Here is a 25,264-nt window from a genome sequence, read left to right as displayed (position 1 = left end):
GGATAGTAAGGCTTTTTTTATCTTCTTCAATAGAGCTTATGAATTCATATTCTTTAGGTTGTATAAGATTTGAAATACATAATTATCCAGTTTGAAGCAGCTTGAATTTTTGTAAATAGATGTCTAGTTATATGCTATTGTGTATATAATTGTAATTTTAACTGTCTTATTACTCAATAAGCTATTCTAACAACTTGTTGGATTCAATCTTGCAAGGATAAGTAGTTGGATTCAATCTTGCAAGGATAAGTAGTAAAACAAAATCCTATTTACGCTGTACTTTAAAACTTGTGGATATAACCATGAAAACGAGCCGAAACTCTATAGCAAAAGCGCTGATTGCTACTGCTTTTAGTAGTGCAATGTTAATAAATACTGCTCACGCTAATAACCCACCGCCAACTATCAAAGCTGATGCACCTAACCGTTACATCGTCAAAAAAGGCGATACGTTATGGGATATTTCAGGTCGCTATTTAGATAGTCCATGGCGCTGGAAAGAGATTTGGGCCACCAATAAACAAATTAAAAATCCCAACCTTATCTATCCAAATGATGTGCTTATCTTATGCGTGATTCAAGGTAAAACGCTGATCGGTGTGGATACAGGTGAGGGCTGCGCAGGTATTGAAAGACAAGTAACAGGCAATGTGGTGGCTAGTACAGTCACAGTCACTTCAGTCGCCAATAGTATTCCGGCGATTCCACGTGCAGCGATCCAGCACTGGTTAGACAAGACAATTATCGTTAATCCAAAAGACTTTAATACTACCCCTTATGTATTAGCGTCCAAAAATCGTAACTTGATCACCGCTAGTGGCGATAAGATTTATACCAAAGGAATACCACTGATCGTTGGCCAACGCTACGGCGTTTATCGTGAAGGTGAGATGTATGTTGAACCTAGAACCCAAGAGGTCATTGGTCTTGAGGCGACGCAAGTAGCCACCGGCTTGGTAACGAGTGTTGAAGAGAATGGTGTGAGCAGTCTGCAATTGACGGACTCTTATGGCAAAGAAGTACGGGAAGGCGACCGCGTGTTTGTCGAATTAGACGACTCTATTCCGCCAGTATTCTATCCTGCGCCTGCCACTGTGAACCGTGGCGGATTGATCGTTCGAGTGATGGATTCAATCAGCTCTGCGGCGAAGGGTAGTGTGGTTGCTATCAACTTGGGTAGTAACCAAGGGGCTAAACCTGGTGATGTATTGACAGTCTATCGAAAAGGACCTTTAGTACGCGATACTATGGACAATGACACACCCGTACGCTTGCCAAGCGAGCCTGCTGGTATGGCAATGGTATTTAATACTTTTGATGATATTAGCTACGCTTATATTTTAAGCTCAGAGTTGCCTTTAAATGTCGGTGATCAACTGTTGCCACCACCTTACCTATAGTCTTTTATATTATATTGAGTAAAACCGTTATGACAGTACATCTACCTCCTCTATCAATTGAACAGCGTGCAATTTTGGCGCTATGGTATGAGGTGAATGCGTCATTATCTGCTTATCATAAACTTATCACGTCTTTTGGTGACGCGCAGCTTGCTTGGCATGCGACGGTAGAAGCATGGCGACAGTTGGGTATTCATCATACTCATCTCAAACGTCATGAGCAGCCAGATCAAACCCTTTCCAGTATTGACAGTATTCAGCAAGCGTTGCTAGAAAAACGCTATAGTATACTATTCGCCGATCAGCCCGATTATCCCTCCCAGCTTTTACAGTTATATGATCCACCGCCATTGTTATTTTATCGAGGTAATAGCGCACGTTTGCACCAAGCTCAAATCGCTATCGTCGGTAGTCGAAAGCCGACAGCACATGCGCAAAAGATCACTTTTGACATTGCGCAGTACTTAGCGCAAACAGGTTACGTCGTGACAAGCGGGCTTGCAATGGGTGTAGATAAGCGGGCACATCTAGGCGCACTGTCCCAAACAGACGTTGAACTTCAAGGCCGTACGATAGGGGTCATGGGTACAGGGATTGATGTGCATTATCCCAATCATCATGACAAATTGTTCGCACAAATTATCGAGCAAGGTGGTTGTATCATCAGTGAGCTGTTACCGCATACGCCGCCGCACAAACATACTTTTCCGCGTCGCAACCGCCTAGTCGCTGGACTGAGCTTGGCGACGATTGTGACCGAAGCGACTATTCAAAGTGGCTCCTTGATTACCGCGCGCCTAACCTCTGAGCAAGGCAAGCAAGTCTTTGCGATTCCAAGTCATATTGATAACAGTAATGCAGAAGGTTGCCATCATCTTATACGTGAAGGCGCGACGTTGATTTACCATCCCAAACAAGTCATAGAGGATGTTAATAATCAACTAGATTATGGTAGTCGCTTGCACAAAAGAGCCGTGAGAACCACATCAAATATTAGCCCCATTTCTCATTTGTCAGATCTAAATAGCCGCCCCGCTACCGCTACTCACTACTCACAATCATCTACCCTTAAGCCTTCTAGTAGCACTATAGACGTCGCTGAACATTTACAGAGTGTTTATGATCAACTTGACTGGCATGGACAGGATTTAGATGCATTGTTAGTGACCACCAAGATGGCTCCACCGCAGCTAATAGGCCAGCTGATGGAGCTTGAATTGTTAGGGGTTATCAGTGTGCAAGGCGGGCGCTACTTACGCGTCTAAAACTATTTCTTACTTAGCTTGAAGTTCTTCTTTATTCCAGTTATTGAGTATTTAAACCAAGAACAATTTTGGTAATTTCAAACTCTGCTATCCTAGTCTTTCTTTGTCATATGTTATTATGAGTGCTTAAACTCCTATCTTTTTGAAGCACTCAAGCCATGAAACAATCTGCATCCATCACTACTGATTCTGTCGTTCAAGCTGCTGATTGGCTTAAAGAAGGAAAGCTACTCGCTTATCCAACTGAAAGCGTCTGGGGTATCGGCTGTGATCCATTTAACCAAATGGCAGTGCAGCAGTTACTGGCTATGAAACAACGGCCAGTACATAAAGGTATGATTGTAGTCACTGATGATGTTCACCGCATAGCGTCACTATTAGATGACCTAAACGACAGTCAACGTCAAACGGTCCTTGAGAGTTGGTCTATGCACCCAGAAGCTATCTCAAAACAGGCTCATACTTGGTTACTGCCCTTATCAAAACAGCTGACTGTACCTATTCCGTCATGGATTACTGGAGAACACGATAGTGTGGCCGTACGTATTATTGCCCACCCTGTAGTCCAACAGCTATGCACGCATATGGTTTCACCAGACAACCCTTACGGCTTTGTTGTGTCGACGAGCTGTAACCCTTCAAGAAAACCTCCAGCATTAACGTTAAATCAAGCACAGGCTTATTTTCTTGATGACAATAAACACAGTAATCTGGACAAACGAGTGCATTATCTAACGGGAGATACACTAGGTTATAAGTTACCAAGCCAGATCGGAGATGCCTTAACAGGAAAAATAATCAGATAGCATTTAAATAAACTATTCATATTTTTTTTGTCACGTTTCTACCAGTCTGTTACCTAAGAATTAATTACCTAAATTAAGTCTGTCTTATCCTATGTTTCTTTCTATGCAGCTGCCAAATTACATATTCTAAATCTGTACTGAAGTAGTTACTTCTACAATTATCCTATTGTTTTTATAGCTTATTTTTTGTCACACTGTTCATTATGTGATAAACATTTAGGGAGTTGGGTATGAATATTCTAATCAGTGGGGGTTCAGGGTTTTTGGGTAGTGCATTTAGTCGTGAGCTGATGACACGTTACCGCGCACAAGATAAAGCGCTGCAGATTACTTGGCTTACCCGCGATAGCAGCCAAGCACACCCTGACGATATCGAGATGATGACTTATGATGAGTTTGCAGAGACTGATAAAAGCTTCGATGTGTTTCTCAATCTAGCAGGTGCTGGAATAGCAGACTCGCGCTGGAGTGATGAGCGCAAAGAAACACTGCTTGCCAGCCGTGTGAAGCCTACCGAGTCAATATTAGCATTTATTGCACACAGCAGCGCCAAGCCCAAACTCTTAGTTAGCGGTTCAGCCATTGGCTGGTATGGCACGCAAGGCGACAAACCGTTGACTGAAAATAGCGACTTTAAGACGGATTTTGCTCATAAATTATGTGATGATTGGGAGCAGTTGGCGCTCAAAGCCACTCAATATGGCGTACCGGTAGCTATTGTGCGCACTGGTGTGGTGATCCATCCGGAAGGCGGTATGCTAGGAAAACTTCTAACGCCATTTAAGATGGGCGTCGGCGGCCAATTAGGTGATGGCAAGCAAATCATGAGCTGGGTCAGTCGTGAAGACTGGGTGGGGGCTGCGATATTTATTATTGAAAAACATCTTACTGATAATATATCCAGCCAAGATATGCAGGACAATACGTTAAAAACCACAAACGATACGCCCGCGTTGGTATATAACTTCACGGCGCCTAACCCAGTGACCAATCATACTTTTACCAAAGCGCTTGGATCTTGGTTAAATCGTCCAACGTTTTTTACGTTACCAGAGTTTTTACTAAAGCTTATGTTCGGTGAGATGTCGACATTACTCATTGATGGACAAAAGGTATTGCCGCAAGCTCTACAAAATGCAGGCTATACGTTTAAGCAGCCGACGTTAAAGCAGGCATTAGAAGCGCAATAGTAATAAGATAACAAAAGTCATAAAAAATGATTTTGTTTCATGTGAAACATAGGGGGGGGGTTAAGAGGGCAACTGTCTAAATAGTATGGCTAACCCAAATAAATATGCAAAACCTATGAGATTTAATGAAATAAAATATCTGTATCTAGCGCGTAAGAATACTGGCGTAAGATAGCCTCACCTTTATTTGATCAGATATTACTATGTGGGTTTTCTTTGTTGTCCTCACCCAATTACTAGCGTTAACGACTAGTGTCATCTTATGGTGGCTCATTAAACCAAAACGTTCGATAGTAAAAAAAGCAATTATAGCGTCCGTTTTTATTATTAATAATGTGATGCTTATTTATGGGCTTAGTGATTTTTGGCTTGCCCCTTTTCATGTCTATTTAGTCGTGGGTATTTTGCAAGGCTTTATGATCTATGCTGCGCTGATTACCGTATTTATTGCTCTGATATATGAGAAGTTATTGAACGCTCAGCGCAGGCCTACGCTTATACGTAGCGTTGGGATAATGATATATATTGGCATTGTGAGCTTAGCTGTATTTAATGCCTACTCGCCAGTGGTTCATCAACTGACGGTTACGACGACCAAACCATTAGATGAGTCGATAGATATTGCTTTAGTATCCGACACACACTTAGGTAGATGGTTTGGCAATCGACAGATAGATAAATTGGTCAGTCTCATCGATGCTCAGGATGCTGACATGGTGGTGCTGGCAGGCGACGTGATGAATGATACTACTATCTATTATGACAAAACCAACATGCATGAGCATTTATCAAAACTACGCGCACCGCTTGGCGTGTATGCAGTGTTAGGCAATCATGATTATTTGGGATACGAAGAAGCAATCGCAGAAGCGGTGACAAATGCAGGTATCATCGTACTTGATAATGAGAGTGTGTTGCTTAATGACTCGGTGTGGTTAGTGGGACGTTCAGACGATGTGGATTCGACGCGCTTATCAGCGTCAGAATTACTGACGAAGGTCGATACCGATAAGCCGACTGTGTTTTTAGAGCATCGTCCTACAGCGCTAGAAGAGATTAGTGATTTGCCTGTAGATTTGCACTTATCGGGACATACACATGGCGGACAGATATTTCCGTTGACGCTGTTAAAGCAGTGGTTTCAACCGCTAGTGCACGGCACCAAAAACATAGAGGCTACGCAGTTTTTGGTATCTTCAGGCTATGGGTTTGGTCCTGTACCATTTAGGTTGGGGACACGGTCTGAGATATGGATGATCAGGTTACAATCCGCTCTATAAACTGCTCCAATAAGTGACCTAACGTATATGTTAAAAGCCTCTACTATATAAGCATAGTAGGGGTTTTTTATACGTTACCAAACTTCCGCTTAAACTTCTTTGTCTAGTCTAAATCTCTTTACATACCAAAATCATTCTGGAACTACTCATGCGCAACGCGTTTTTTATCACTATTTTTGTACTGTTGCAGCTTTTTAGTTTAGGAGCGACGCTAAGTTTACAGTGGTGGTTACAGCCGTGGACGACGACCACTATACAAACTGTTGTCATGGTAACTATATTTATCATTACCAATGGTTTGCTGCTGCTGAGTGTCAAAAGAGTGTTTGCCAATAGCTATCGCTGGGTCAGTGGTTGGATGTTGTTCATGCATTTTCTCGTACTTACTGCGTTATTGACCAGCTTGTTATACGGTGGTTATTGGCTAATAGTAACCTTTACTGACTACCGCATTCTTAATCCTTCGGTCGTGGCAACGGGGTGGCGAGCACTTGCTCTGCTTATCTTTATCGGTTTGTTTGTTTATGCTTTATATAGCGCCTACGTACCTGTTGTACGCAAAAAAACGATTTATATCAACAAACCAATGGTAGGGCAATTACGTATCGCGGTCGCCAGTGATTTGCATATTGGTCGACTCTTTGGTAGCGGTGCGATAGATAGGCTACGCCACCTTGTCGTTCAGTCCGAAGCGGATATACTATTGATGCCAGGCGATATTATGGATGATAATACCGACGCATTTATTGCCTACGATATGCAGGCAAACTTAACTGAACTATGTGCTAGCCTGCCTTATGGGGTTTATGCGACGTTAGGTAATCATGATTTGTACGGGCATGAACAGCCCATTAGTCACTCGCTGCGTAGTGCTGGCGTGCATTTATTGAACGATGATGTAGTCTGCTTGACGCATCAAGGGCAACCGATTTGGTTGGTTGGTCGTTTCGATAATCATAAGCGTGAGCGCGTAGCGACGACAAAGCTACTGGCGCAAGTAAATGTAGATGAGCCCATCATATTACTAGACCATCGCCCTAGCGATATCGTTGAGCATAGCCAGTTATCCATTGATTTACAAGTGTCAGGACATACTCATAATGGACAAGTATTTCCCGCCAACTTTATCGTCAATGCGATTAACCGTCTAGGTTACGGTTATGAAGCGATTGGTCGTGGACACTTTGTGGTGTCCTCCGGCTATGGCTTTTGGGGTATCCCTTTTCGCTTGGGTTCGCGTTCAGAGATTTGGTTAATCACTCTTAGCGGTAAGTAGTTGGCGGACAAAGCTGGCAAACTTGTCAATAATATCAGTCGTCTCATGACCAACACCTTTATGAATACTCATTAAATGAATGAAGCCATGCGGCGCGCCTAGCACAGTGTAGGTCTTAGTCGCGATACGACTATCTTGTAATTGGTCAGCGTAAACGAGAGCCTCATCACGTAAGATATCTAATTCAGCCGCTACAATGTAGCTAGGACACATGTGCGCATTGTGACCATGCATGGGTGAAGTAAGCGGATGTGAGCCTGTCAAAGTACTATGTTGCATGTAAGCGGTGTCAAACACTTCGACATCATTGTAATCGAGCAATAACCCTTTACCATATAAGGCCCAGCTAGGGTAATTTGCCTCAATATCGGTGACAGGGTAAAGAGGTAGCTGAGCAAGTGGACGGGGTAAACGTTGCAACTTATTAATGATATCTTCTGCATCTAGCCCTAGATTAAGCCATTGCGTAGCGTCTGGCGCAGTGATCTGCTGGGCGACCAAGATGGCCAAGCAACCACCAGCACTGTCACCTGATAATACAATACGCGATGGCAATGCACCCAAAGTATGGCAGTGCTTAGTTAGCCATTCATAAGCAGCCAAGCAGTCTCTGAGGGCAGTTGGGGCAGCGTGCTCTGGCGCCAAACGATAGTCGACACTCACCACAGGCCAACCTGTTTGTCTGCAGACCGTGTGACAAAACTCATGATGAGTATCAAGGTCGCCAATACAAAACCCGCCGCCATGAAAGAACAGCATGACCGTTTTATCGCGATTAGTTTCATCATTACCTTGCTTATGCTGTTGGTAGCAACGCACCGTCATATCATCGCCTTCAGCGTTCGCTATTATGTCATCTTGCCAGCGAACCGTTGTGCCAGTTTTTGCATTGCGTTGTGTACGAGTTTTTGTGTTGAGCGCAATCGGCAGTCTTGACTGTTTATCTATCTGTTGCCAGACGTCTGCGCTTGCATAGCGATTGCATCAGCTGCAAATTTATGACGCAGTGTTGGCAAGCTATCGAGGCTTAACGGGCGTTTAAGCTTATTACTTAGCGCCATAATCAAACGCATGTGAGCATCAGCATGGGGATATTGCTGATTATCGGCACCATGAAGAAGAATATTTAGCCTCTCAAGTAAAGGCGTAGGTAGTGTCTCGAGGTTTTTTAATACATGATGGAGATGATGCTTTTTATAAGGTGCTGTTATATGACGAAACTCCTTAGGACAATGTTTATTTAGCTGATTGGTGAACAGTCGGTTATCCTTTGATGAATGGTGTTCTGACGTGTCACAGCTTGTCCGTTTACGCAAAGACTTAATAGCATTGGTTGCTTTATTTGTCAGCACATTATTAGATAATTTTGGTAGAACAGTCATAGTATTCCTTAGTAAATTCAATAAAAGAAAGATAGCTTGTAGAAGGCAGATTGGTAGAGGGCAGTCAACTTGTGGTGCTACGCGCTACTTATCGTTGGTTTTTGTCGTCCTTTATGCTTGTCAGTATCTATGAAAACTCATTATTTCATCAAAAGCCAAAAATTCATCTCATTTAGGCTTGAAATTTGCGCCTAGGGTCTTTATCAAGCAGCTATCAGAACATAATTATACTGAGCGTTTATTTGTAAGAAATCCAAGATTCACGGTTTTATCTTATATTAAGTTTAAGACTCATTACTAAAATCATAAGGAGCTATTATGACTGAACAAGCACCCAATCACGAGTTTGACACCAATGATCCAAAAGCAGCTCAAAGCAATATTGAGCGTGAAGAAAGTCTTTTAGAGGAAACCATGAACGAGTTTGATCCAGAAAATAATTCAGGTTCAGACAATACAGTTAAAAACGATATTGATATCGATGCTTTTCATGCACGTATTGCTGAGCTTGAAGGTGAAGTAAAACAAGCCAAAGAAGGTACGGCTCGTGCCAATGCTGAAGCTTATAATGCGCAGAAGCGTATGGAACAAGAAACTGATAAAAGTAAAAAATTCGCCCTACAAAAATTTGCCAAAGATCTACTAGAGATCGTTGATAATTTAGAGCGCGCTATCGAGAGCGCTACTGATAACGACCCGGTGACTGAAGGTGTGCAGTTGACTCATAAAGCGCTACTTGCGGTCCTTAATAGACATGGCGTAGAGGTGGTCGATCCACAAGGTGAAAAATTCAATGCAGACTTTCATGAAGCAGTCGGTATAGATGCTGATGCTGAAGCGGATACCGTTGGTACAGTATTGCAAAAAGGCTACAGTTTAAACGGTCGTCTATTGCGTCCAGCTATGGTACGTGTTGGTCAGTAAGTGGAGTAGAAATAGGTATAAGCCTTATTAAAAGTAGGGATATTCACAAAACTTCACACAAAACCAAGTTATTGTACTGTCATTGACTTGAAAAACTACAAACACAAACCGATATAAAGCAACAAGTGACCAGTTAAGGTCTGATACCCCAAAACTAGTGGCTTATGTGAGTAACTTGGACTAATACTCAAACCGGTAATATAGTCTTGTTATTTAAACGGCTAGTGTGGGTAAGTAACAATCTTATAATCAGTAATTTAGAATAAATTTGGAGTAATTAATTATGGGTAAAGTAATTGGTATTGATTTAGGTACAACTAACTCATGTGTAGCCGTAATGGAAGGCGATTCAGTTAAAATTATCGAAAACGCTGAGGGTACACGTACAACGCCATCTATCGTCGCTTATAAAGATGACGAAACGCTTGTTGGTCAATCAGCTAAGCGTCAGGCAGTGACCAATCCAAGCAACACTTTGTTCGCAATCAAGCGTTTGATTGGTCGTCGTTTCGATGACAAAGTGGTGCAAAAAGACATCGGTATGGTGCCATACAAAATCGCTAAAGCAGATAATGGCGATGCTTGGGTCGAAGTTAACGGTAAAAAATTAGCGCCGCCACAGGTTTCTGCTGAAATCTTGAAAAAAATGAAAAAAACAGCAGAAGACTATCTTGGTGAGAGCGTGAGTGAAGCAGTTATTACTGTTCCAGCTTACTTTAATGACTCACAGCGCCAAGCAACCAAAGATGCGGGTAAAATCGCTGGTCTTGACGTAAAGCGTATTATCAACGAGCCAACCGCAGCTGCACTTGCTTATGGTATGGATAAAAAACAAGGCGATAGCACAGTTGCTGTTTATGACTTGGGCGGTGGTACCTTTGACGTATCAATCATCGAAATCGCTGATGTCGATGGCGAGCAGCAGTTTGAAGTACTAGCGACCAACGGTGACACATTCCTTGGTGGTGAAGACTTTGACTCAGCCTTGATTGAATACCTAGTTGCTGAATTCAAAAAAGAGCAAGACGTTAACCTAAAAGGTGACTCTCTTGCGATGCAGCGTCTAAAAGAAGCGGCAGAAAAAGCAAAAATTGAACTATCAAGCGCGCAAAGCACTGAAGTGAACTTACCTTACATTACTGCTGATAGTAGCGGTCCTAAGCATTTGGTAGTGACCATCAGTCGCTCAAAACTTGAGAGCCTAACTGAAGACTTGGTTCAGCGTACTATGGGTCCTTGTAAAATTTCTCTTGAAGATGCTGGTATCAAAGTTGGCGATATCGACGATGTAATCTTAGTCGGTGGTCAGACTCGTATGCCACTAGTACAGAAAAAAGTGGAAGAGTTCTTTGGTCAAGAGCCACGTAAAGATGTAAACCCTGATGAAGCGGTAGCCGCAGGAGCTGCTATTCAAGGTGCCGTATTGTCTGGTGACAAAACTGACGTACTACTACTTGATGTAACGCCATTGACACTCGGTATCGAAACGATGGGCGGTGTGATGACCCCAATCATTGAGAAGAACACAATGATTCCGACCAAGAAATCACAAGTATTCTCAACGGCCGAAGACAATCAGCCTGCAGTAACGATTCAGGTTTATCAAGGTGAGCGTAAAATCGCTAACCAAAACAAACAGCTTGGCCGTTTCGATTTGACAGACATTCCACCAGCACCACGTGGTCTGCCACAAATCGAAGTTACCTTTGACATCAACGCTGACGGTATCATGAATATTTCAGCGACTGACAAAGGTACTGGTAAAGCACAAAGCATCCAAATCAAAGCGGATTCTGGTTTGTCGGATGAAGAAGTCGAACAAATGGTGCGTGACGCTGAAGCAAACGCTGCTGAAGATGAGAAGTTTGCCAACTTAGCACAAGTTCGTAACGAAGCTGATGGTCGTATCCATGCGGTTCAAAAAGCCTTGAAAGAAGCAGACGATAAAGTGACTGACGAAGAAAAATCGACAGTAGAGGCTGCTATCTCTGATCTTGAAACAGCGACCAAAGAAGATGATCACGATGACATCAAAGCCAAGCTTGAAGCACTAGACAATGCATTCTTGCCAATCAGCCAAAAGATCTACGCAGATAGTGGCGCAGGCGCTGAAGGTATGGACCCAGGTCAGTTCCAACAAGAGACTGAATCAGCTGATGCCAGCCAAGCGAATGACGATGTAGTCGATGCTGAGTTTACTGAAGTAGACGAAGACAAAAAATAATACCAAACCCAAAAACGCGATTAGCTGTGGCAAACACGCTAAGTCTACTCAATGTAGTACTTATGCTTGTTTTCCTTGCTACTCAAGTTTTTGAAAATGGTAGAATCAATACGAATTGATAAGTAGTTAAATAAAAAAAGTTAATACGAATTGATAAGTAGTTAAATAAAAAAAGTTAAATGAAAAAACGCATCCTTTGGGGTGCGTTTTTTTATGGCCTCAATTTTATCATTACTACTATACCTTTGGGGTGCGTTTTTTTATGGCCTCAATTTTATCATTACTACTATAGATTATAAGATTAAGGTCTAAAAGCGCTCACTATCAGTACTTCATAAGTCAAGCTGACACAAGCATGACCTTCTTCATCTGTTGCTGAAAAGTGTTGCCAATAGTCTCGCTCAAATTGTTGCAAACGCGCTTTTGTCCATATAAAGGGCTGAGAATTGGCTGATTGCGTTTGCGTTTGCGTTCGATTGGTTGACACTCCTGTGAGTTTCATATGTTTTAATACTGCATAAGGGGTTGCAAACAACAAATCAAAACGCTGAACTGAAAGCTCAATATTTTCAAAGCCAGTACTATCCAACGCTAACTGCCATTTATCATTATCTGGATAGGTAAGTCCTTGACCAGTGAGAGTCTTAATTTGCAAAAAGTTATTGGCGGTAAAAGTGCTAAACAGCAACTGGCCGCCAACTTTTAATCGAGGTGCTGATTGCGAGACAAAGCTCAATGGATTATCGAACCATTGCACCGCATTGGCACTAATTATCAAGCTATGAGCTCCTTCAAAATCTAAGGTTTCGGCATCGCCAATAGCAATCTGAGCGGTGGGTAGGATTAATTGCAAGGTCGCTGTCTGCTCAGTACATAACTCGTTGATTAGCCAATGCTGGCTTTGAATGTAGGCAGCTAGTAGGCGTGTCATTTGGCCAGTACCTGCCCCAATTTCTAACACACTGTCTTGCTTATCATGAGCAATATTAGCCAGTAAAGCTCGGCATGCTTGCTGCTGAATATGAGCATGCTGGTCATAGTCATATGCGTTACCAAAATGGCGAGCGATGGTTTGTTTTCTGCTGCTAAAACGAGAATGCGTGGCAAGTATTTCCATATGGCTTAGTACATCCAATTTAGTCAATTGTTGCTTGATATAGTCAATCTTATAAAAATCAGCTACGGTTTGAGCATACTTTTACTGGCCTCTCTTGTCATCAAATTATTTTGAACCAGCTGGAGTAGAGGCTCTGTCAAACATCAGTCCTCAGTATCTTCTCAATCATAATTGTTGTATTAGCCGCTCACAGTCTTCACTTGTCAGTTTGGCATTCATAACCAGACGAATACGAGCGGTGTTGGAAGGAACCGTAGGCGGTCTAATAGGCAGCGCATAAAATCCTGCTGCTTGTAACTGCTGTGCTTTGGCAATCGTGCGCGCATTGTCCCCTAATAGGTAAGGCACAATAGGTGACTCATAGGTTACATTTTGACGGATAGGCGTTGTTTGCTGTGACTGATTGATGGCTTGGCTAATTTTTGTAGATAACTTGGTTAAGTGGTTGCGTTGGTCATTAAGTGTTGGCATTTTTGCTAAAATAAAGCGTGTCCATGCATGGTTTATTGGGGGTAGGGCGGTGCTAAATATCAAAGGACGCATATGGTTAATCAGCCATTGTTTGACGACATCATCACACATAATATAAGCTCCGACTGAGGCAAAGGCTTTGCCAAATGTGCCAACCAAGTAATCAATGTCTGCCAACGTCTGTGTCTCTTCTGCCAGCCCTAAGCCCGTCTCACCTAACACACCGATCGCGTGCGCCTCATCGACATACAACTCAATGCGAGCATCTTTAGCCTTTAATTGTACCAACTGAGGCAAATCCGCACGGTCACCATCCATACTAAAAACGCTTTCAGTGACGATAATGATGCGCTCAACAGTAGGCCCTGCTTGCTCAATAAACTTGGCCAGATGCTCATAATCATTGTGACGGTAGCGGCGATAGCTGACAAGTTTGTTTTGGCTTAGGCGTAGACCGTCAATGATACTGGCATGTACCAGTTTGTCTGCCAACACAAGCGTGTTGACTGGTAGAGTGGTCAATGCTGGCAAAATCCCAATATTGGCGTGATAACCACTATTCAATACCAATACAGACTTTGGGGTAGTTATTCCTTGCTGATACACGGCAGTCTGATACCATGCTTGCATTTCAGACTCTAACGCTTGTAACTGGGTATCGTTTCCTGTGAGTAGTCGTGATGAAGTCGCACTCATCCTAGGTAGTTGTGCCGCTGGCAATTGTGCTAGTTGCTCAAAAAATTCAGCTTGCATCTCACTATCACTGCCCAACCCAAGATAGTCATTATTGGCAATATTAAGCAGCGTATGACCATTATGCACCACGTAGCGCCCCTGATGCTCTAGGCTTGGCAGATGTCGATATTGCTGCTGAGACTTTAGATGCGTTAGTGTTTCATGCAGTTGCCCTACGATAGAACTGGTCATATATAGATATTCCTTTACCTTGTTTTTGTTTTTTTGACGTTAAATATGCAATCAATGAGTGGGAAGTATTGCACAAAATCGCTACTTGTAACAAAAAATTTCATATCATGGAGTTTGTAACCCATGTGATGACAAACACTTTCAAATCTTAACTCTCACACCATTAAACACTGACAGAGTGTTCGAAATAGTTTGTTATTATATATTCATCGTTAGCAAACAAGGCGATATGGCTATAACGGCCAACACTAATAACTAACTTGTTTGTCAATTTTGTTTGAAGGAGATAGCAATGAAAACTCTACAAAAAACGTTACTTGCACTAGCAGCTGGTTCTTTATTAAGCGTAAGTGCACAAGCTGCTGTATCATATGGTAATGGTTATACTGGTCAGCCGTATGTCGGTGTAAAAGTTGGTCAATTTGATTTAGACGTTAATGGTGCTGATGATCCTACCGCATATGGTGTCTATGGTGGTTACAACTTCGATCCTAACTTCGGTATTGAAGCTGAGTATGTAGGTTCAGATGACGCTGATTATAGAAATGGCGACATCGATGCCAAAACCTATGGCGCCTATGGTACTTACCGTTATGCTTTCCCAAATACTGCCTTATATGCCAAAGGTAAAGTAGGTATTGCTAAAACAGAAGTGGATCGCGATTACACAACAGCTCTAGGACGCGTTTCTGTTTCAGATGATGATACCAGTCTTGCAGGTGGCGTAGGTTTAGGCTATGCAATCAACCAAGATTTCAACGTTGAAGCTGAATATGCGGTAACTGGTAGCGATGCTGACCTTATGACAGTAGGTGCCCATCTAAAATTCTGAGTTTATTGATAAATAATTTTAGAAAACTAGATACTAAATCTTAGTAGAATAAAAAAACGATCACTTTATGTGGTCGTTTTTTTTTGTTTATAGCTTTTAATATAAAATTATGTTTGGCATATAGTAGATAATGAAAACTATTGGTATCATGTTGATTTTTAAGACATTATCTATTGCCAAAATGTGCTACATTAAAAGTTAGAACTGCAAAGGAGGGTACGCTGATGATTGAGACTATTTGGATGATTGAACCTTGGCACTGGCTGGTATTGGGTTTTTTATTAATGATTGCTGAGATATTTATTCCCACCTTTGCAAGCCTTTGGTTTGGGGCTGCTGCCGTTATTGTTGCCGCTATATCATGGCTGCTACCTGTTCCTTTGATATTGCAGGTCGTTATCTGGTTAGCGTTGTCAGTATTGTTCATGTTTGCTTGGGTTAAGTATATAAAACCATTATCGATAGATCGTACCAAAGCTGGATTGGGCGGCGGGGTAATCATCGGTGAAACTGGTATGATTATAGTCAAACCGCAAGCAGGCAAGTTGGGGGTGGTACGATTCAATGTACCAATTGTGGGCGCAGATGAATGGTCGTGCCGAACAAATGATGAAACGGTTGAAGTGGGTGATCGGGTTGTGGTGACAGATATAAGCGGTAATGAGCTAATTGTCGCACCAACTAGGCGTATAGAAGCTCAAGCGATCAATCGTCCCAATATCGCTCCCACTGTTGAGAGTCCTTCTGTTGCAGTTAAAGCAAAGTCTAGCAGACTAAACCTTAATAAACCTGGACTTGATAGAGATCGATTGAAAAAAAAGTTTATGGATAAGTAGTTTAACGGACGATTTGATTATTCATATTCAATTAGTAGCATAGAGTATTATCTCCTTTTTATCATAGTCATTACTTGTCATACCATACGATACATCGGAGTTGTAAATATTAAATAAATAGGACGTTGCTGCTCCATTTATAGCAATGGTTCAAGGAGAGTGTTATGAATAACATCATAAATAGTATGAATGGGCTTAGTATTGTGATGGTGGTATTGATTGCCCTAGTCATTTTTACCGTTTTCAAAAGCGTGTGTATCGTACCGCAAGGGTACAAATGGGTGGTGCAGCGTTTGGGTAAATACCAGCAAACGCTAGAGCCTGGCTTTAGTCTCATTATTCCCTTCGTAGACAGAATTGCTTATAAGGTCACGACCAAAGACATTGTGCTCGATATTCCCTCACAAGAAGTCATTACTCGCGATAACGTGGTCATCATCGCAAACGCGGTGGCCTATATCAATATCATGCGTCCAGACAAGGCAGTCTACGGTATCGAAGATTATGAGCATGGTATCCGTAATTTGGTACAGACTTCCTTGCGTTCGATCATCGGTGAGATGGATTTAGATAATGCGTTATCTAGTCGCGATGAGATCAAAGCACTACTCAAGCAAGCGATCTCAGAAGACATTGCCGACTGGGGTATTACCCTCAAGACAGTTGAGATCCAAGACATCAATCCTTCCTCGACCATGCAAGCATCAATGGAAGAGCAAGCAGCGGCAGAGCGTCTACGCCGTGCAACAGTGACCCGTGCTGATGGTCAAAAGCAAGCAGCTATCCTAGAAGCCGATGGCCGTCTAGAAGCGTCACGCCGTGATGCTGAAGCGCAAGTGGTGCTTGCTAAAGGTTCAGAGGAGTCCATTCGCCTTATTACCGCTGCTATGGGTGACGAAGAGATGCCTATTGTCTACTTACTTGGTGAGCAATATATCAAGTCGATTCGTCAATTGGCTGAATCTGACAACTCAAAAATGGTGGTATTGCCAGCTGATATCTTAAGTACAGTTAAGGGTATGGTTGGTGATAAGTTAAAAGTTTAACAGACGATAGACGACTATGAACGTACACGAAAAAGACCTCAACTGAGGTCTTTTTTTATAACTGATAATTGGCCCTATGTTTCATGAGCCTAGATGACTTTTGAAAAGCGATCTTTATGTTTTGTCTCAAGATACTCATCAAATACCATGGCCACGTTACGCCCTAATAGGCGTCCTTTTGGTAATACACGAATGCCAGCTGCGTCCATATCAACAAGCCTATCTTTTTGCATCTCATCCAATTGTTGAATTTCCTCAATAAAGTAAGTAATAGCATCAATACCAAATTTTTGATTGACGTCTTTAAAGTCAATATAATCGTGACAGAGCAGGTTCATGATGACATACTCACGCAAGCGATCTTTAATAGAAGTCTTGATGACTTTTACCGCTGGCATGATAGCAGGGTTGCTCTGCGCAGCCTCGATACTGGCTTGATAAGCTTGTAGATCGGTATCGTTTTGTAGGATATAGCGGGTATTGGCATTGGCAATTTGACTGATGGATGAGACACCAAAACCTAGTAAATCGCAGTCACCCATGATGGTATACCCTTGGAAGTTACGATGCAGCTTGCCTTCGCGCTGTGCGACAGCCAACTCGTCATCAGGCTTGGCAAAGTGGTCGATACCGATATATTGATAACCCGCTTCGGTCAGCGTATTGATGGTATTGCCAAGCATAGTGAGCTTAGCCGCTGGATCTGGCAGGTCTTCCTCTTTAATTTGACGCTGAGCTTTAAAGCGCTCTGGCAGATGCGCATAGTTAAATACCGACAGACGATCTGGCGACATCTCGATGATACGGCGTACGGTTGTGTCCAAGGTAGCAGGCGTTTGATGTGGCAGACCATAAATTAGATCAATATTAATAGAGTGAAAGCCCAATTCGCGCGCTTCAGTGAGTACGTTTTCAATCAATTCTGCTGAATGCACACGATTGACCGCGATTTGTACAGTCTCGTCTAAATCTTGTACGCCCAAGCTGACTCGGTTAAAGCCAAGGCTGCGCAATACTTTTAAGGTCTCGCCACTTAACTCACGTGGATCAATCTCAATAGAATAATCACCTTCATTTTCAGGCAAAAACTCAAACTGGGTCTGCAAAAACTCCCACAGTTGTACCATCTCTTCATCACTTAGAAATGTTGGCGTGCCACCACCTAAATGTAGCTGCTTGACGAGTGGTTTATCACTACCATCTGGCACCGCTAATAAGCGACGTTTGTGTTTAATCTCTTTGATGAGATATTGTAGATAATCTCCTGAGTCGCTGTTTTTTTTGGTAATTATTTTATTACAGGCGCAGTAGTAGCAAAGGTGACGACAAAATGGAATATGAAAATATAGAGATAATGGAGCGCGAGCTTCACGGTTTTGCAGAATTTTTGTCTCAAGGCCGTCAGGTATAGGGGAAAATTCTAAAGCGGTTGGGTAGGAAGTATAGCGTGGTCCTGAGCGATTGTATTTATTGATAATCGCCTCATCGAATGCGGGTAGCTGCTTGGTCATTATGCTGCCGCGCGTACTGGCATACGGATTGTCTGGCTGCATGACAGGGCGTACTGTAGTCGGCTGCTCGTTAGCACGGTTATAAGGCTGCTGGATGTTTTGTTTTGAATAGTCCGTCATGCGACACTCCTCGTTTTGACCATAATATTGATGGCTGTTACATGGTTAACCGCTAACTATGTACCTATTTTATGCAAGTTTGACGACAGTTAAGAGAGTAGTTATTTATCGCAACGTTTGCATATAAATAAACAGACGTTAGTATAACAAGTCCTTACTCATAGTGGGGACTCGATAAGTTTTTTAATCACTTAAAGATTGCCTATTTTTTTTAATAAAAAAGACCCCAGCGTTTATCTGAGGTCTTATGTATGTCTTTAACAATACTTACTTCAATTTACCTAAGGGCTATTCTCTTAATTGAATCTTATTACCAACTGCTTGATTGGAGATTTCACTAGCGCTAAAAGGCAAACGAATCCAATCTTTATTTGAATAGCGTCGTGTTTGATCACGGTGATAAGGTCGCGTGCTATCTGAAGCTTGTGAATAAGCTAGTAACGCTTCTACGACTGGCCCTTTATCATCGAAGGTAACTGTCTGCATGTACGTAGGACCATGAGTGATTGGCCCATATGTGCCATCGTCATTTTGGCTTGAGCTTGCGACATTAAATATGCCTTCACGGCCAAGTCCACCATGCATAGGAATCTTTTCACCATTATTACTAGCGTCGATGACATATTGTAAATCTGCCAATGACGCATCAAGGGCTATGTTTTTGTCATTGAAAAAGACAATAGCATCTCCCAATGCTGTACGTGTATTTTCATCAATGATAAGGCCACGAGGGGTATTGATAGGGTCGTTGATATCGAATTTTACCCTAAACACATCATCAGTGGTTTCATCGAAGTTGACGTTGCGCCAAAACTCTCTAAACACGTGAGCGCCTTTACTATCAAGATTGTCACGGCGATCCCAGTTACTTAGGACAGTACAAGCTTCTGTGCCGTTGATGGTACTCCCATTGGACAGTGACAGTACTGGGTTGGCTGTACAATCTGCCAATACATCATCAAGCACCAGCTCAGCTGCATAGCTGCGATTACCATAGACGACGTCTTGCATATTATCTAAGGTAAAGGTATTGCCGCCTAGACCGTCTGAGTTATCAAGGCGATCTAATATCTGCGTCAGACCCATACGAGAGCGCAGCAGCAGTGGTACGCCATCTACTGCGTTGGCACCTAAGAATGGAGCTAGGCGGCGACGTAGGAGCGGTGAAAACCCTGTCAATGGCTGCTCAGGATTGCTGAGCCAGTAGCTATCATTTGAGTTGGCAACGTAGTCATCACGAATCAAATAAGGTAGGTTTGAGCGTCCAAAAATGCCTGCCTGCGGTGAGTCGGCATCATTGCCCCACTCGCAAGCGGCTGTACTACCATTAAGAGCTGGCAAGTCTGCTGCAATCAAAGCACCAAGGACTGGGCCAAAATTAGCATTGCTACAGGCCTCTAGCTTAGCTTTAGTGACATGCGGTACGGTTGATATATCTGCATATAATGCTTTGCCATGGCGGTCAGTGGCGATGGTATTGACAAACCCAAGACCTAGTATGTCCTGCATTCTATCCTTCAGGTCTTCAACGCTACTCGCTTGGTTCATACTACGCCATTGATTCAATGCACGCGGATTCTCAGAAGCTGCATCACGAATGGTAAAAGCTAGGTTGTTTGCGCCCCATGCTGGCAGTTTGTCGTTCAGTAAGTTTACAGCGAGCATCGGCCCATACTGTGATAAATAGATAGGACGTACCAACGTCTGATCGTCGGGCAACTGAATGGTCACATCAACTTGCTCGATATCACGCTGCTCAAACACACCGTCGCTGTTTTGATAGTGGTACTTCATTGGGTTGTCATTTACCAAACTGAGCTGATAAAGGGTAAAGCGTTTGGCGGTAGAGACCGTATGACTCCAAGCCACATCTTTATTGAAACCAATATTGATGAATGGTTGTCCTTGTTGAGCGGCGCCCATCACATCAAGCTTGCCTGGCATGGTTAAATGAAACTCATAAAAACGCTGCACCCCCTCCCAAGGCTCATGTGGGTTGCCATACAAGATACCACTGTCAGTACCGGTGACCTCACTACCAAATGCATAAGCATTACTGCCGCCTTTCATCGCATTGATCGTAGACGTATCGAACTCAACGTCAGACTCTGGACTGACAGTACGCATTCTGCTACTGCTCATCACAGTATTTGGATCAGGAGGCGCTGCTGCTACGATTGGACCCACGAAGTTAGACAATCCACCTCGTAAGTTGGCTTTACCATAGAGCGCTAATAAATCATCGATTGTGATCTCACGCACCCATTCTGCCCCAGCACAGTCAGGGTCAATATTGTTTTTACCTGTATCGCGTAGATAACGGCTATAACCAGCGGCATAACCAGTCACCGCGTCGATAACTTCTGGATCTTGCGCAGCCAAAAAATTGGCACGCCTATCTGAAGCATTGTACCAAGTATAAAAAACATCGCTTGCTATATCACCTTCTTCACCTAGATACAGCATGCTTTGACCACTAGCCACGACGATTTCACGTGCCAGTGAGCAAATATTGTCTTCTGCAAAAGCATAGCCTACCCCATAACCTAAGCCTTTATAATCTTTGGCAGTGATATGGGGAATACCAAATTCAGTTCGCTGAATATCGGCTGAGTAAGTGAGTTGAGAGTTGACTGAATCATTGTCATTGTCTTTAAAACAACCAGACAGTGCAAGAGAGATTACCACTGCAAGTAGCGCAAGCCTAGGCGTACGCTGATTGAACACATGATTGCTCATAAGCTTATCCATCCATGGTTAACGGGTCTAGTAGAAAACCTTAGTATAAAGTCTCAGTGTCAAGCCTTAGTACAAAACTTTAGAAAAAGAGCCATCAACGAGCTTTATATGATCAATAAAATCCTTTTATTGCCAATACTCTTATTGTTGATAGAGGTCTTGTACCAATCAGACAAAACCAAGCATAAGAGCATCTGCTCATCATATAACAATATTGGTTGTCTACACCAGTATTGGTTATCTACACTAGTGATAAGACACGACATTTGCGCGCTGGTTAATAATACTTTATTATCAATATTCTCTCTATTAGGAAACGCCGATGTCATTTGCTCAAGTCTATACCCGTTCGGTCGTGGGCTTACATGCCCCCAAGGTCATCATCGAAGTGCATTTATCACAAGGCCTGCCAGCATTGACTATCGTAGGTTTGCCAGAAGCTGCTGTACGCGAGAGTAAAGATAGAGTGCGTTCTGCCATCTTAAATTCAGGTTTTCAATTTCCCAATCGCCGTTTGACCATTAATCTTGCGCCAGCAGACCTGCCCAAAGAAGGTGCTAGGCTAGATTTACCGATAGCTATCGGTATCTTGGCAGCCAGTGATCAGATTGATCCGGCGTCATTGACAGGATTTGAGTTTATCGGTGAGCTGGCACTGAATGGTGAGCTTCGGCAGGTGACAGGCAGCTTAGCAGTAGCGCGCGCGATAAAAGCGGAAGCGTTGGCCTTAAAATCGTCAAAAGCATCCAAACCGTCAAAAAATAATGAGCTACCACTGAATGAGCAACGCCAAGAACCACAAACCGTAGAATTGATAGTACCAATGGCTAATGGCGCTGAAGCTAGCCGTGTCGATGGTGTCACGATATTGGCCGCCCAAAACTTAAAGGCTGTCTGTGATCATCTGCAATCGCTAACAGATCCCAGTGCTACAGATACGCATTTAGAGGTGGTCCAGTCCAGTCCGGCACAGCAGCACATTGGCTATTCGGTAGACTTGGCGGATGTCAAAGGTCAGCATCATGCTCGGCGTGCGCTAGAGATTGCCGCAGCTGGTGGTCACTCGCTGTTATTTACAGGGCCACCTGGCTCAGGTAAGACGTTGATGGCATCACGGCTGCCGACTATCATGCCTGATTTGAGTGATGAAGATGCGCTAGAAGTAGCGAGCACTTATTCAGTTGCAGACAGTGACTACGATTATGGCACACGGCCATTTAGACAAGTGCATCACACCATATCAGCGGTGGCGTTGGTCGGTGGAGGTTCTCGCCCCAAACCTGGTGAGATTACGCTTGCCAATAAAGGCGTGTTATTCCTTGACGAATTACCAGAATTTGATCGTACCGTGTTAGAAGTATTGCGTCAGCCGCTAGAAGCCAAGCAAATCACCATTAGCCGTGCCAACTCGCAAATGAGCTTTCCGGCAAACTTTCAATTGGTGGCAGCGATGAATCCTTGCCCGTGCGGCTACGATGGAGACGGATCAGGCCGCTGTCGTTGTCGGCCTGAACAGATTAAGCGCTATCAAGACAAACTATCAGGTCCTCTACTAGATAGGATCGATCTACATATTACCGTGCCAGCGTTACCGATTTCAGACTTGCAAAACGCTCAGGCTGGCGAAACATCTGAGCAGGTACGCACGCGAGTAGTAGCTGCGCATAAGCAGCAATTACAGCGGCAGCAAAAAGTAAATAATGAGCTGAGCCCTAGCGAGATCGATAAATACATTCAGCTAGGAGAGAACGAACAGCAGCTATTACAGATGGCGCAGCAACGCCTAAACTTATCTGCTCGTGGTTATCATCGCGTATTGCGGGTCGCGCGTACCATTGCTGATCTTGCCGATAGTATTGATATTACCAGCGCTCACGTGTCTGAGGCACTAAGCTATCGCGGTAAGTGATTTATTATTAAGTTAAAACAGCCCAATAATATTACCAGCATCATCCAAATCAATATGTTCAGATGAAGGGGTTTTAGGCAGGCCAGGCATTTTCATAATAGGGCCACAGATCACCACAATAAAGCCCGCCCCAGAGGAAATGCTGATATCGCGTACATGGATATCAAAACCTGTAGGTCGACCAAGTCGCTTGGCATTATCACTAAGTGAATACTGGGTTTTGGCGATACAAATCGGCAACTTATCGAGATTGAGGGCTTCTAGGCGGCGTATTTTGACCTCGGCCAGACTGCTAATATCAATATCATCTGCCCCATAGATTCGCTGTGCTATCGTGCGAATTTTCTTTACAATACTCTGGTCACTGTCATAAGCCAAGCGGAATTGGCTGGGTTTATGACGGTTCTTACTGAGCAAATTTAGTAAAGTGTTTGCTAAATCTTCACCGCCAGCACCGCCTTTCTCCCATACTTGTGTTAGCGCAACTTTTACGCCTTTTGCTAGGCAAGCTTGGCGCACAAGCTCAATCTCAGCGTCGGTATCACTGGCAAACTGGTTAATGGCGACGACTACGGGCAGACCGTAGACTTCTTGCATATTTTCGATATGCTTCATAAGATTGGGCAGACCTTGCTCAAGTGCGATTAAGTTTTGATCAGTGAGCTTGTTTTTAGTTACGCCACCATTATATTTTAATGCACGAATGGTGGCGACGATTACGGCTGCATCTGGCGTCAATCCTGACAAGCGACACTTAATATCACAAAACTTTTGCGCCCCAAGGTCAGCGCCAAAGCCTGCTTCGGTGAGTGTATAGTCTGCCAAATGCATAGCAACTCGGGTTGCGATAACGGAGCTACAACCGTGGGCGATATTGGCAAATGGGCCACCGTGGACGATGGCAGGTGTGCCCTCAATCGTCTGTACAAGGTTGGGTTTGATGGCTTCTTTTAGGAGTACTGCCATTGCTCCATGAGCGTTAAGGTCTTTAGCGTAGATGGGCTGTTTGGCTTTGTTATAGGCTATTAGGATATTGCCTAGGCGCTGTTTTAAATCGTTCATATCTGTCGCCAAGCAAAAGATAGCCATGACTTCAGAAGCGACAGTAATATCAAAACCATCTTCACGCATTACGCCATCAGTGGTTTTGCCGATACCGCTGATAATATTGCGCAGTTGACGGTCGTTCATATCTATCGCACGACGCCAAAATACTTGTTTTGGGTCGATATCTAGCTCGTTACCTTGATAAATATGGTTGTCTAATAGTGCCGCCAGCAGGTTATTCGCTGCTCCAATCGCATGAAAGTCGCCGGTAAAGTGTAAGTTAATATCCTCCATCGGTAGTACTTGTGCGTAACCACCGCCAGCTGCGCCGCCTTTAATCCCAAACACGGGACCGATGGATGGCTCACGTATGGCAACCGCCGTTCTCTCACCGCTGTTTTGTTGCTTATGAATGCGGTTTAAGGCATCAGCTAAGCCGATAGTGACCGTAGTTTTACCTTCGCCAGCGGGTGTCGGGTTAATAGCAGTAACCAGTATCAATTTGCTCTGCTGATTTTTAACTGGCATGGCAAACACATCGGCTGAATTTATTTTTGCTTTATCATGGCCGTATGGTTCGATATTAGCAGTGGTTAAACCAAGTTTTTGTGCGATGTCGTTGATAGGTTGTAAGGTAGCATTTTGGGCGATGGCAATATCGCTGGGTACGATCATGTCAAAGGCTGCTGTACGGCCAAGGCGGAATGTAACGGTACAGCAGAACAAACCAGTCGATCCAGTTATTTATACTCTTTATAAAATATGTAACTGGATCAGGGCTTGAAAGTCCAAATCCGTAAATATGGCTCGCAACTATTGCTATTATTGCTATTGCTCTATAATTACTAATAGATTTTAAGTACATACATGTCTCTTAAAACATCAAAAAAACTTATGCATCAGCTAATATTACAAACGAATTAATTAAATGCTAAATTACTTGACGGTCTGCTGTACCGTAC

General features: G+C 43.3%; 18 protein-coding genes and 1 pseudogene. 12 read left to right on the top strand and 7 right to left on the bottom strand.

What is annotated here, in order from left to right:
• Positions 1-302 precede the first annotated feature (302 nt).
• The 6 genes from PENNN9_RS11385 (at position 303) to PENNN9_RS11360 (ending at position 7,217) form a co-directional block, all read left to right on the top strand.
• Positions 303-1,400, top strand: a complete 1,098-nt coding sequence (locus PENNN9_RS11385; RefSeq protein ID WP_058369789.1) for a LysM peptidoglycan-binding domain-containing protein — start codon at positions 303-305, stop codon at positions 1,398-1,400.
• A 29-nt stretch (positions 1,401-1,429) separates the two neighbouring features.
• A complete protein-coding gene (gene dprA / locus PENNN9_RS11380) occupies positions 1,430-2,665 on the top strand; it encodes a DNA-processing protein DprA (protein WP_058369788.1) in 1,236 nt (411 codons plus the stop codon).
• 158 nt (positions 2,666-2,823) lie between these two features.
• Positions 2,824-3,471 carry an L-threonylcarbamoyladenylate synthase gene (locus PENNN9_RS11375; protein WP_058369787.1) on the top strand — a complete coding sequence of 216 codons (648 nt, stop codon included), beginning with the start codon at positions 2,824-2,826 and terminating at the stop codon, positions 3,469-3,471.
• Between the two features lie 230 nt (positions 3,472-3,701).
• Positions 3,702-4,661: a TIGR01777 family oxidoreductase gene (locus PENNN9_RS11370; RefSeq protein ID WP_058369786.1), complete on the top strand. Its 960-nt coding sequence runs from the start codon at positions 3,702-3,704 to the stop codon at positions 4,659-4,661.
• Positions 4,662-4,864: 203 nt separating this feature from the next.
• Complete coding sequence (locus PENNN9_RS11365) at positions 4,865-5,941, top strand: metallophosphoesterase (RefSeq protein WP_058369785.1); 1,077 nt, start codon at positions 4,865-4,867, stop codon at positions 5,939-5,941.
• A gap of 148 nt (positions 5,942-6,089) precedes the next feature.
• Positions 6,090-7,217 (top strand): metallophosphoesterase, encoded by a 1,128-nt coding sequence (locus PENNN9_RS11360; protein WP_058369784.1) that lies wholly within the window; start codon positions 6,090-6,092, stop codon positions 7,215-7,217.
• Here the strand turns inward: PENNN9_RS11360 and PENNN9_RS11355 are convergent.
• Positions 7,194-8,042, bottom strand: a complete 849-nt coding sequence (locus PENNN9_RS11355) for an alpha/beta hydrolase (protein WP_058369783.1) — start codon at positions 8,040-8,042, stop codon at positions 7,194-7,196. The genes PENNN9_RS11360 and PENNN9_RS11355 overlap by 24 nt on opposite strands.
• Before the next feature lie 119 nt (positions 8,043-8,161).
• A complete protein-coding gene (locus PENNN9_RS11350; protein WP_058369782.1) occupies positions 8,162-8,599 on the bottom strand; it encodes a hypothetical protein in 438 nt (145 codons plus the stop codon).
• 318 nt (positions 8,600-8,917) lie between these two features.
• Between PENNN9_RS11350 and grpE the strand changes: the two genes are divergently transcribed.
• Complete coding sequence (gene grpE, locus PENNN9_RS11345; RefSeq protein ID WP_058369781.1) at positions 8,918-9,523, top strand: nucleotide exchange factor GrpE; 606 nt, start codon at positions 8,918-8,920, stop codon at positions 9,521-9,523.
• 283 nt (positions 9,524-9,806) lie between these two features.
• Positions 9,807-11,747 (top strand): molecular chaperone DnaK, encoded by a 1,941-nt coding sequence (gene dnaK / locus PENNN9_RS11340; RefSeq protein WP_058369780.1) that lies wholly within the window; start codon positions 9,807-9,809, stop codon positions 11,745-11,747.
• Between the two features lie 301 nt (positions 11,748-12,048).
• Here the strand turns inward: dnaK and PENNN9_RS11335 are convergent, their stop codons facing one another.
• Positions 12,049-12,864, bottom strand: a complete 816-nt coding sequence (locus tag PENNN9_RS11335) for a methyltransferase domain-containing protein (protein WP_058369779.1) — start codon at positions 12,862-12,864, stop codon at positions 12,049-12,051.
• A gap of 165 nt (positions 12,865-13,029) precedes the next feature.
• Positions 13,030-14,262, bottom strand: a complete 1,233-nt coding sequence (locus PENNN9_RS11330) for an aminotransferase class I/II-fold pyridoxal phosphate-dependent enzyme (protein ID WP_058369778.1) — start codon at positions 14,260-14,262, stop codon at positions 13,030-13,032.
• Positions 14,263-14,554: 292 nt separating this feature from the next.
• On the opposite strand from PENNN9_RS11330, the gene PENNN9_RS11325 reads away from it, so the two are divergent.
• The 3 genes and pseudogenes from PENNN9_RS11325 to PENNN9_RS11315 all read left to right on the top strand — a co-directional run bounded on the left by PENNN9_RS11325 (position 14,555) and on the right by PENNN9_RS11315 (position 16,976).
• Entirely contained in the window at positions 14,555-15,094 is a 540-nt protein-coding gene (locus PENNN9_RS11325; protein WP_058369777.1) for a porin family protein, read from the top strand.
• 224 nt (positions 15,095-15,318) lie between these two features.
• A pseudogene (locus tag PENNN9_RS11320) lies at positions 15,319-15,774 on the top strand (NfeD family protein); the annotation flags it as partial.
• A gap of 341 nt (positions 15,775-16,115) precedes the next feature.
• Positions 16,116-16,976 carry an SPFH domain-containing protein gene (locus tag PENNN9_RS11315; RefSeq protein ID WP_058369799.1) on the top strand — a complete coding sequence of 287 codons (861 nt, stop codon included), beginning with the start codon at positions 16,116-16,118 and terminating at the stop codon, positions 16,974-16,976.
• Between the two features lie 89 nt (positions 16,977-17,065).
• Here PENNN9_RS11315 and hemN read toward each other — a convergent pair whose 3' ends face one another.
• Positions 17,066-18,607, bottom strand: a complete 1,542-nt coding sequence (gene hemN / locus PENNN9_RS11310) for an oxygen-independent coproporphyrinogen III oxidase (RefSeq protein ID WP_058369776.1) — start codon at positions 18,605-18,607, stop codon at positions 17,066-17,068.
• A gap of 288 nt (positions 18,608-18,895) precedes the next feature.
• Positions 18,896-21,346 carry a penicillin acylase family protein gene (locus tag PENNN9_RS11305; RefSeq protein WP_058369775.1) on the bottom strand — a complete coding sequence of 817 codons (2,451 nt, stop codon included), beginning with the start codon at positions 21,344-21,346 and terminating at the stop codon, positions 18,896-18,898.
• Between the two features lie 322 nt (positions 21,347-21,668).
• On the opposite strand from PENNN9_RS11305, the gene PENNN9_RS11300 reads away from it, so the two are divergent.
• Positions 21,669-23,255: a YifB family Mg chelatase-like AAA ATPase gene (locus PENNN9_RS11300; RefSeq protein WP_058369774.1), complete on the top strand. Its 1,587-nt coding sequence runs from the start codon at positions 21,669-21,671 to the stop codon at positions 23,253-23,255.
• 12 nt (positions 23,256-23,267) lie between these two features.
• Here PENNN9_RS11300 and PENNN9_RS11295 read toward each other — a convergent pair whose 3' ends face one another.
• The gene (locus PENNN9_RS11295; protein WP_058369773.1) at positions 23,268-24,977 is read right to left on the bottom strand and encodes a formate--tetrahydrofolate ligase; all 1,710 of its coding nucleotides are present in this window, start codon (positions 24,975-24,977) and stop codon (positions 23,268-23,270) included.
• Positions 24,978-25,264 lie beyond the last annotated feature (287 nt).

Source organism: Psychrobacter sp. ENNN9_III (genome assembly GCF_001462175.1).
GTDB lineage: Bacteria > Pseudomonadota > Gammaproteobacteria > Pseudomonadales > Moraxellaceae > Psychrobacter.
This window is presented reverse-complemented; position numbering and strand designations above follow the sequence as displayed.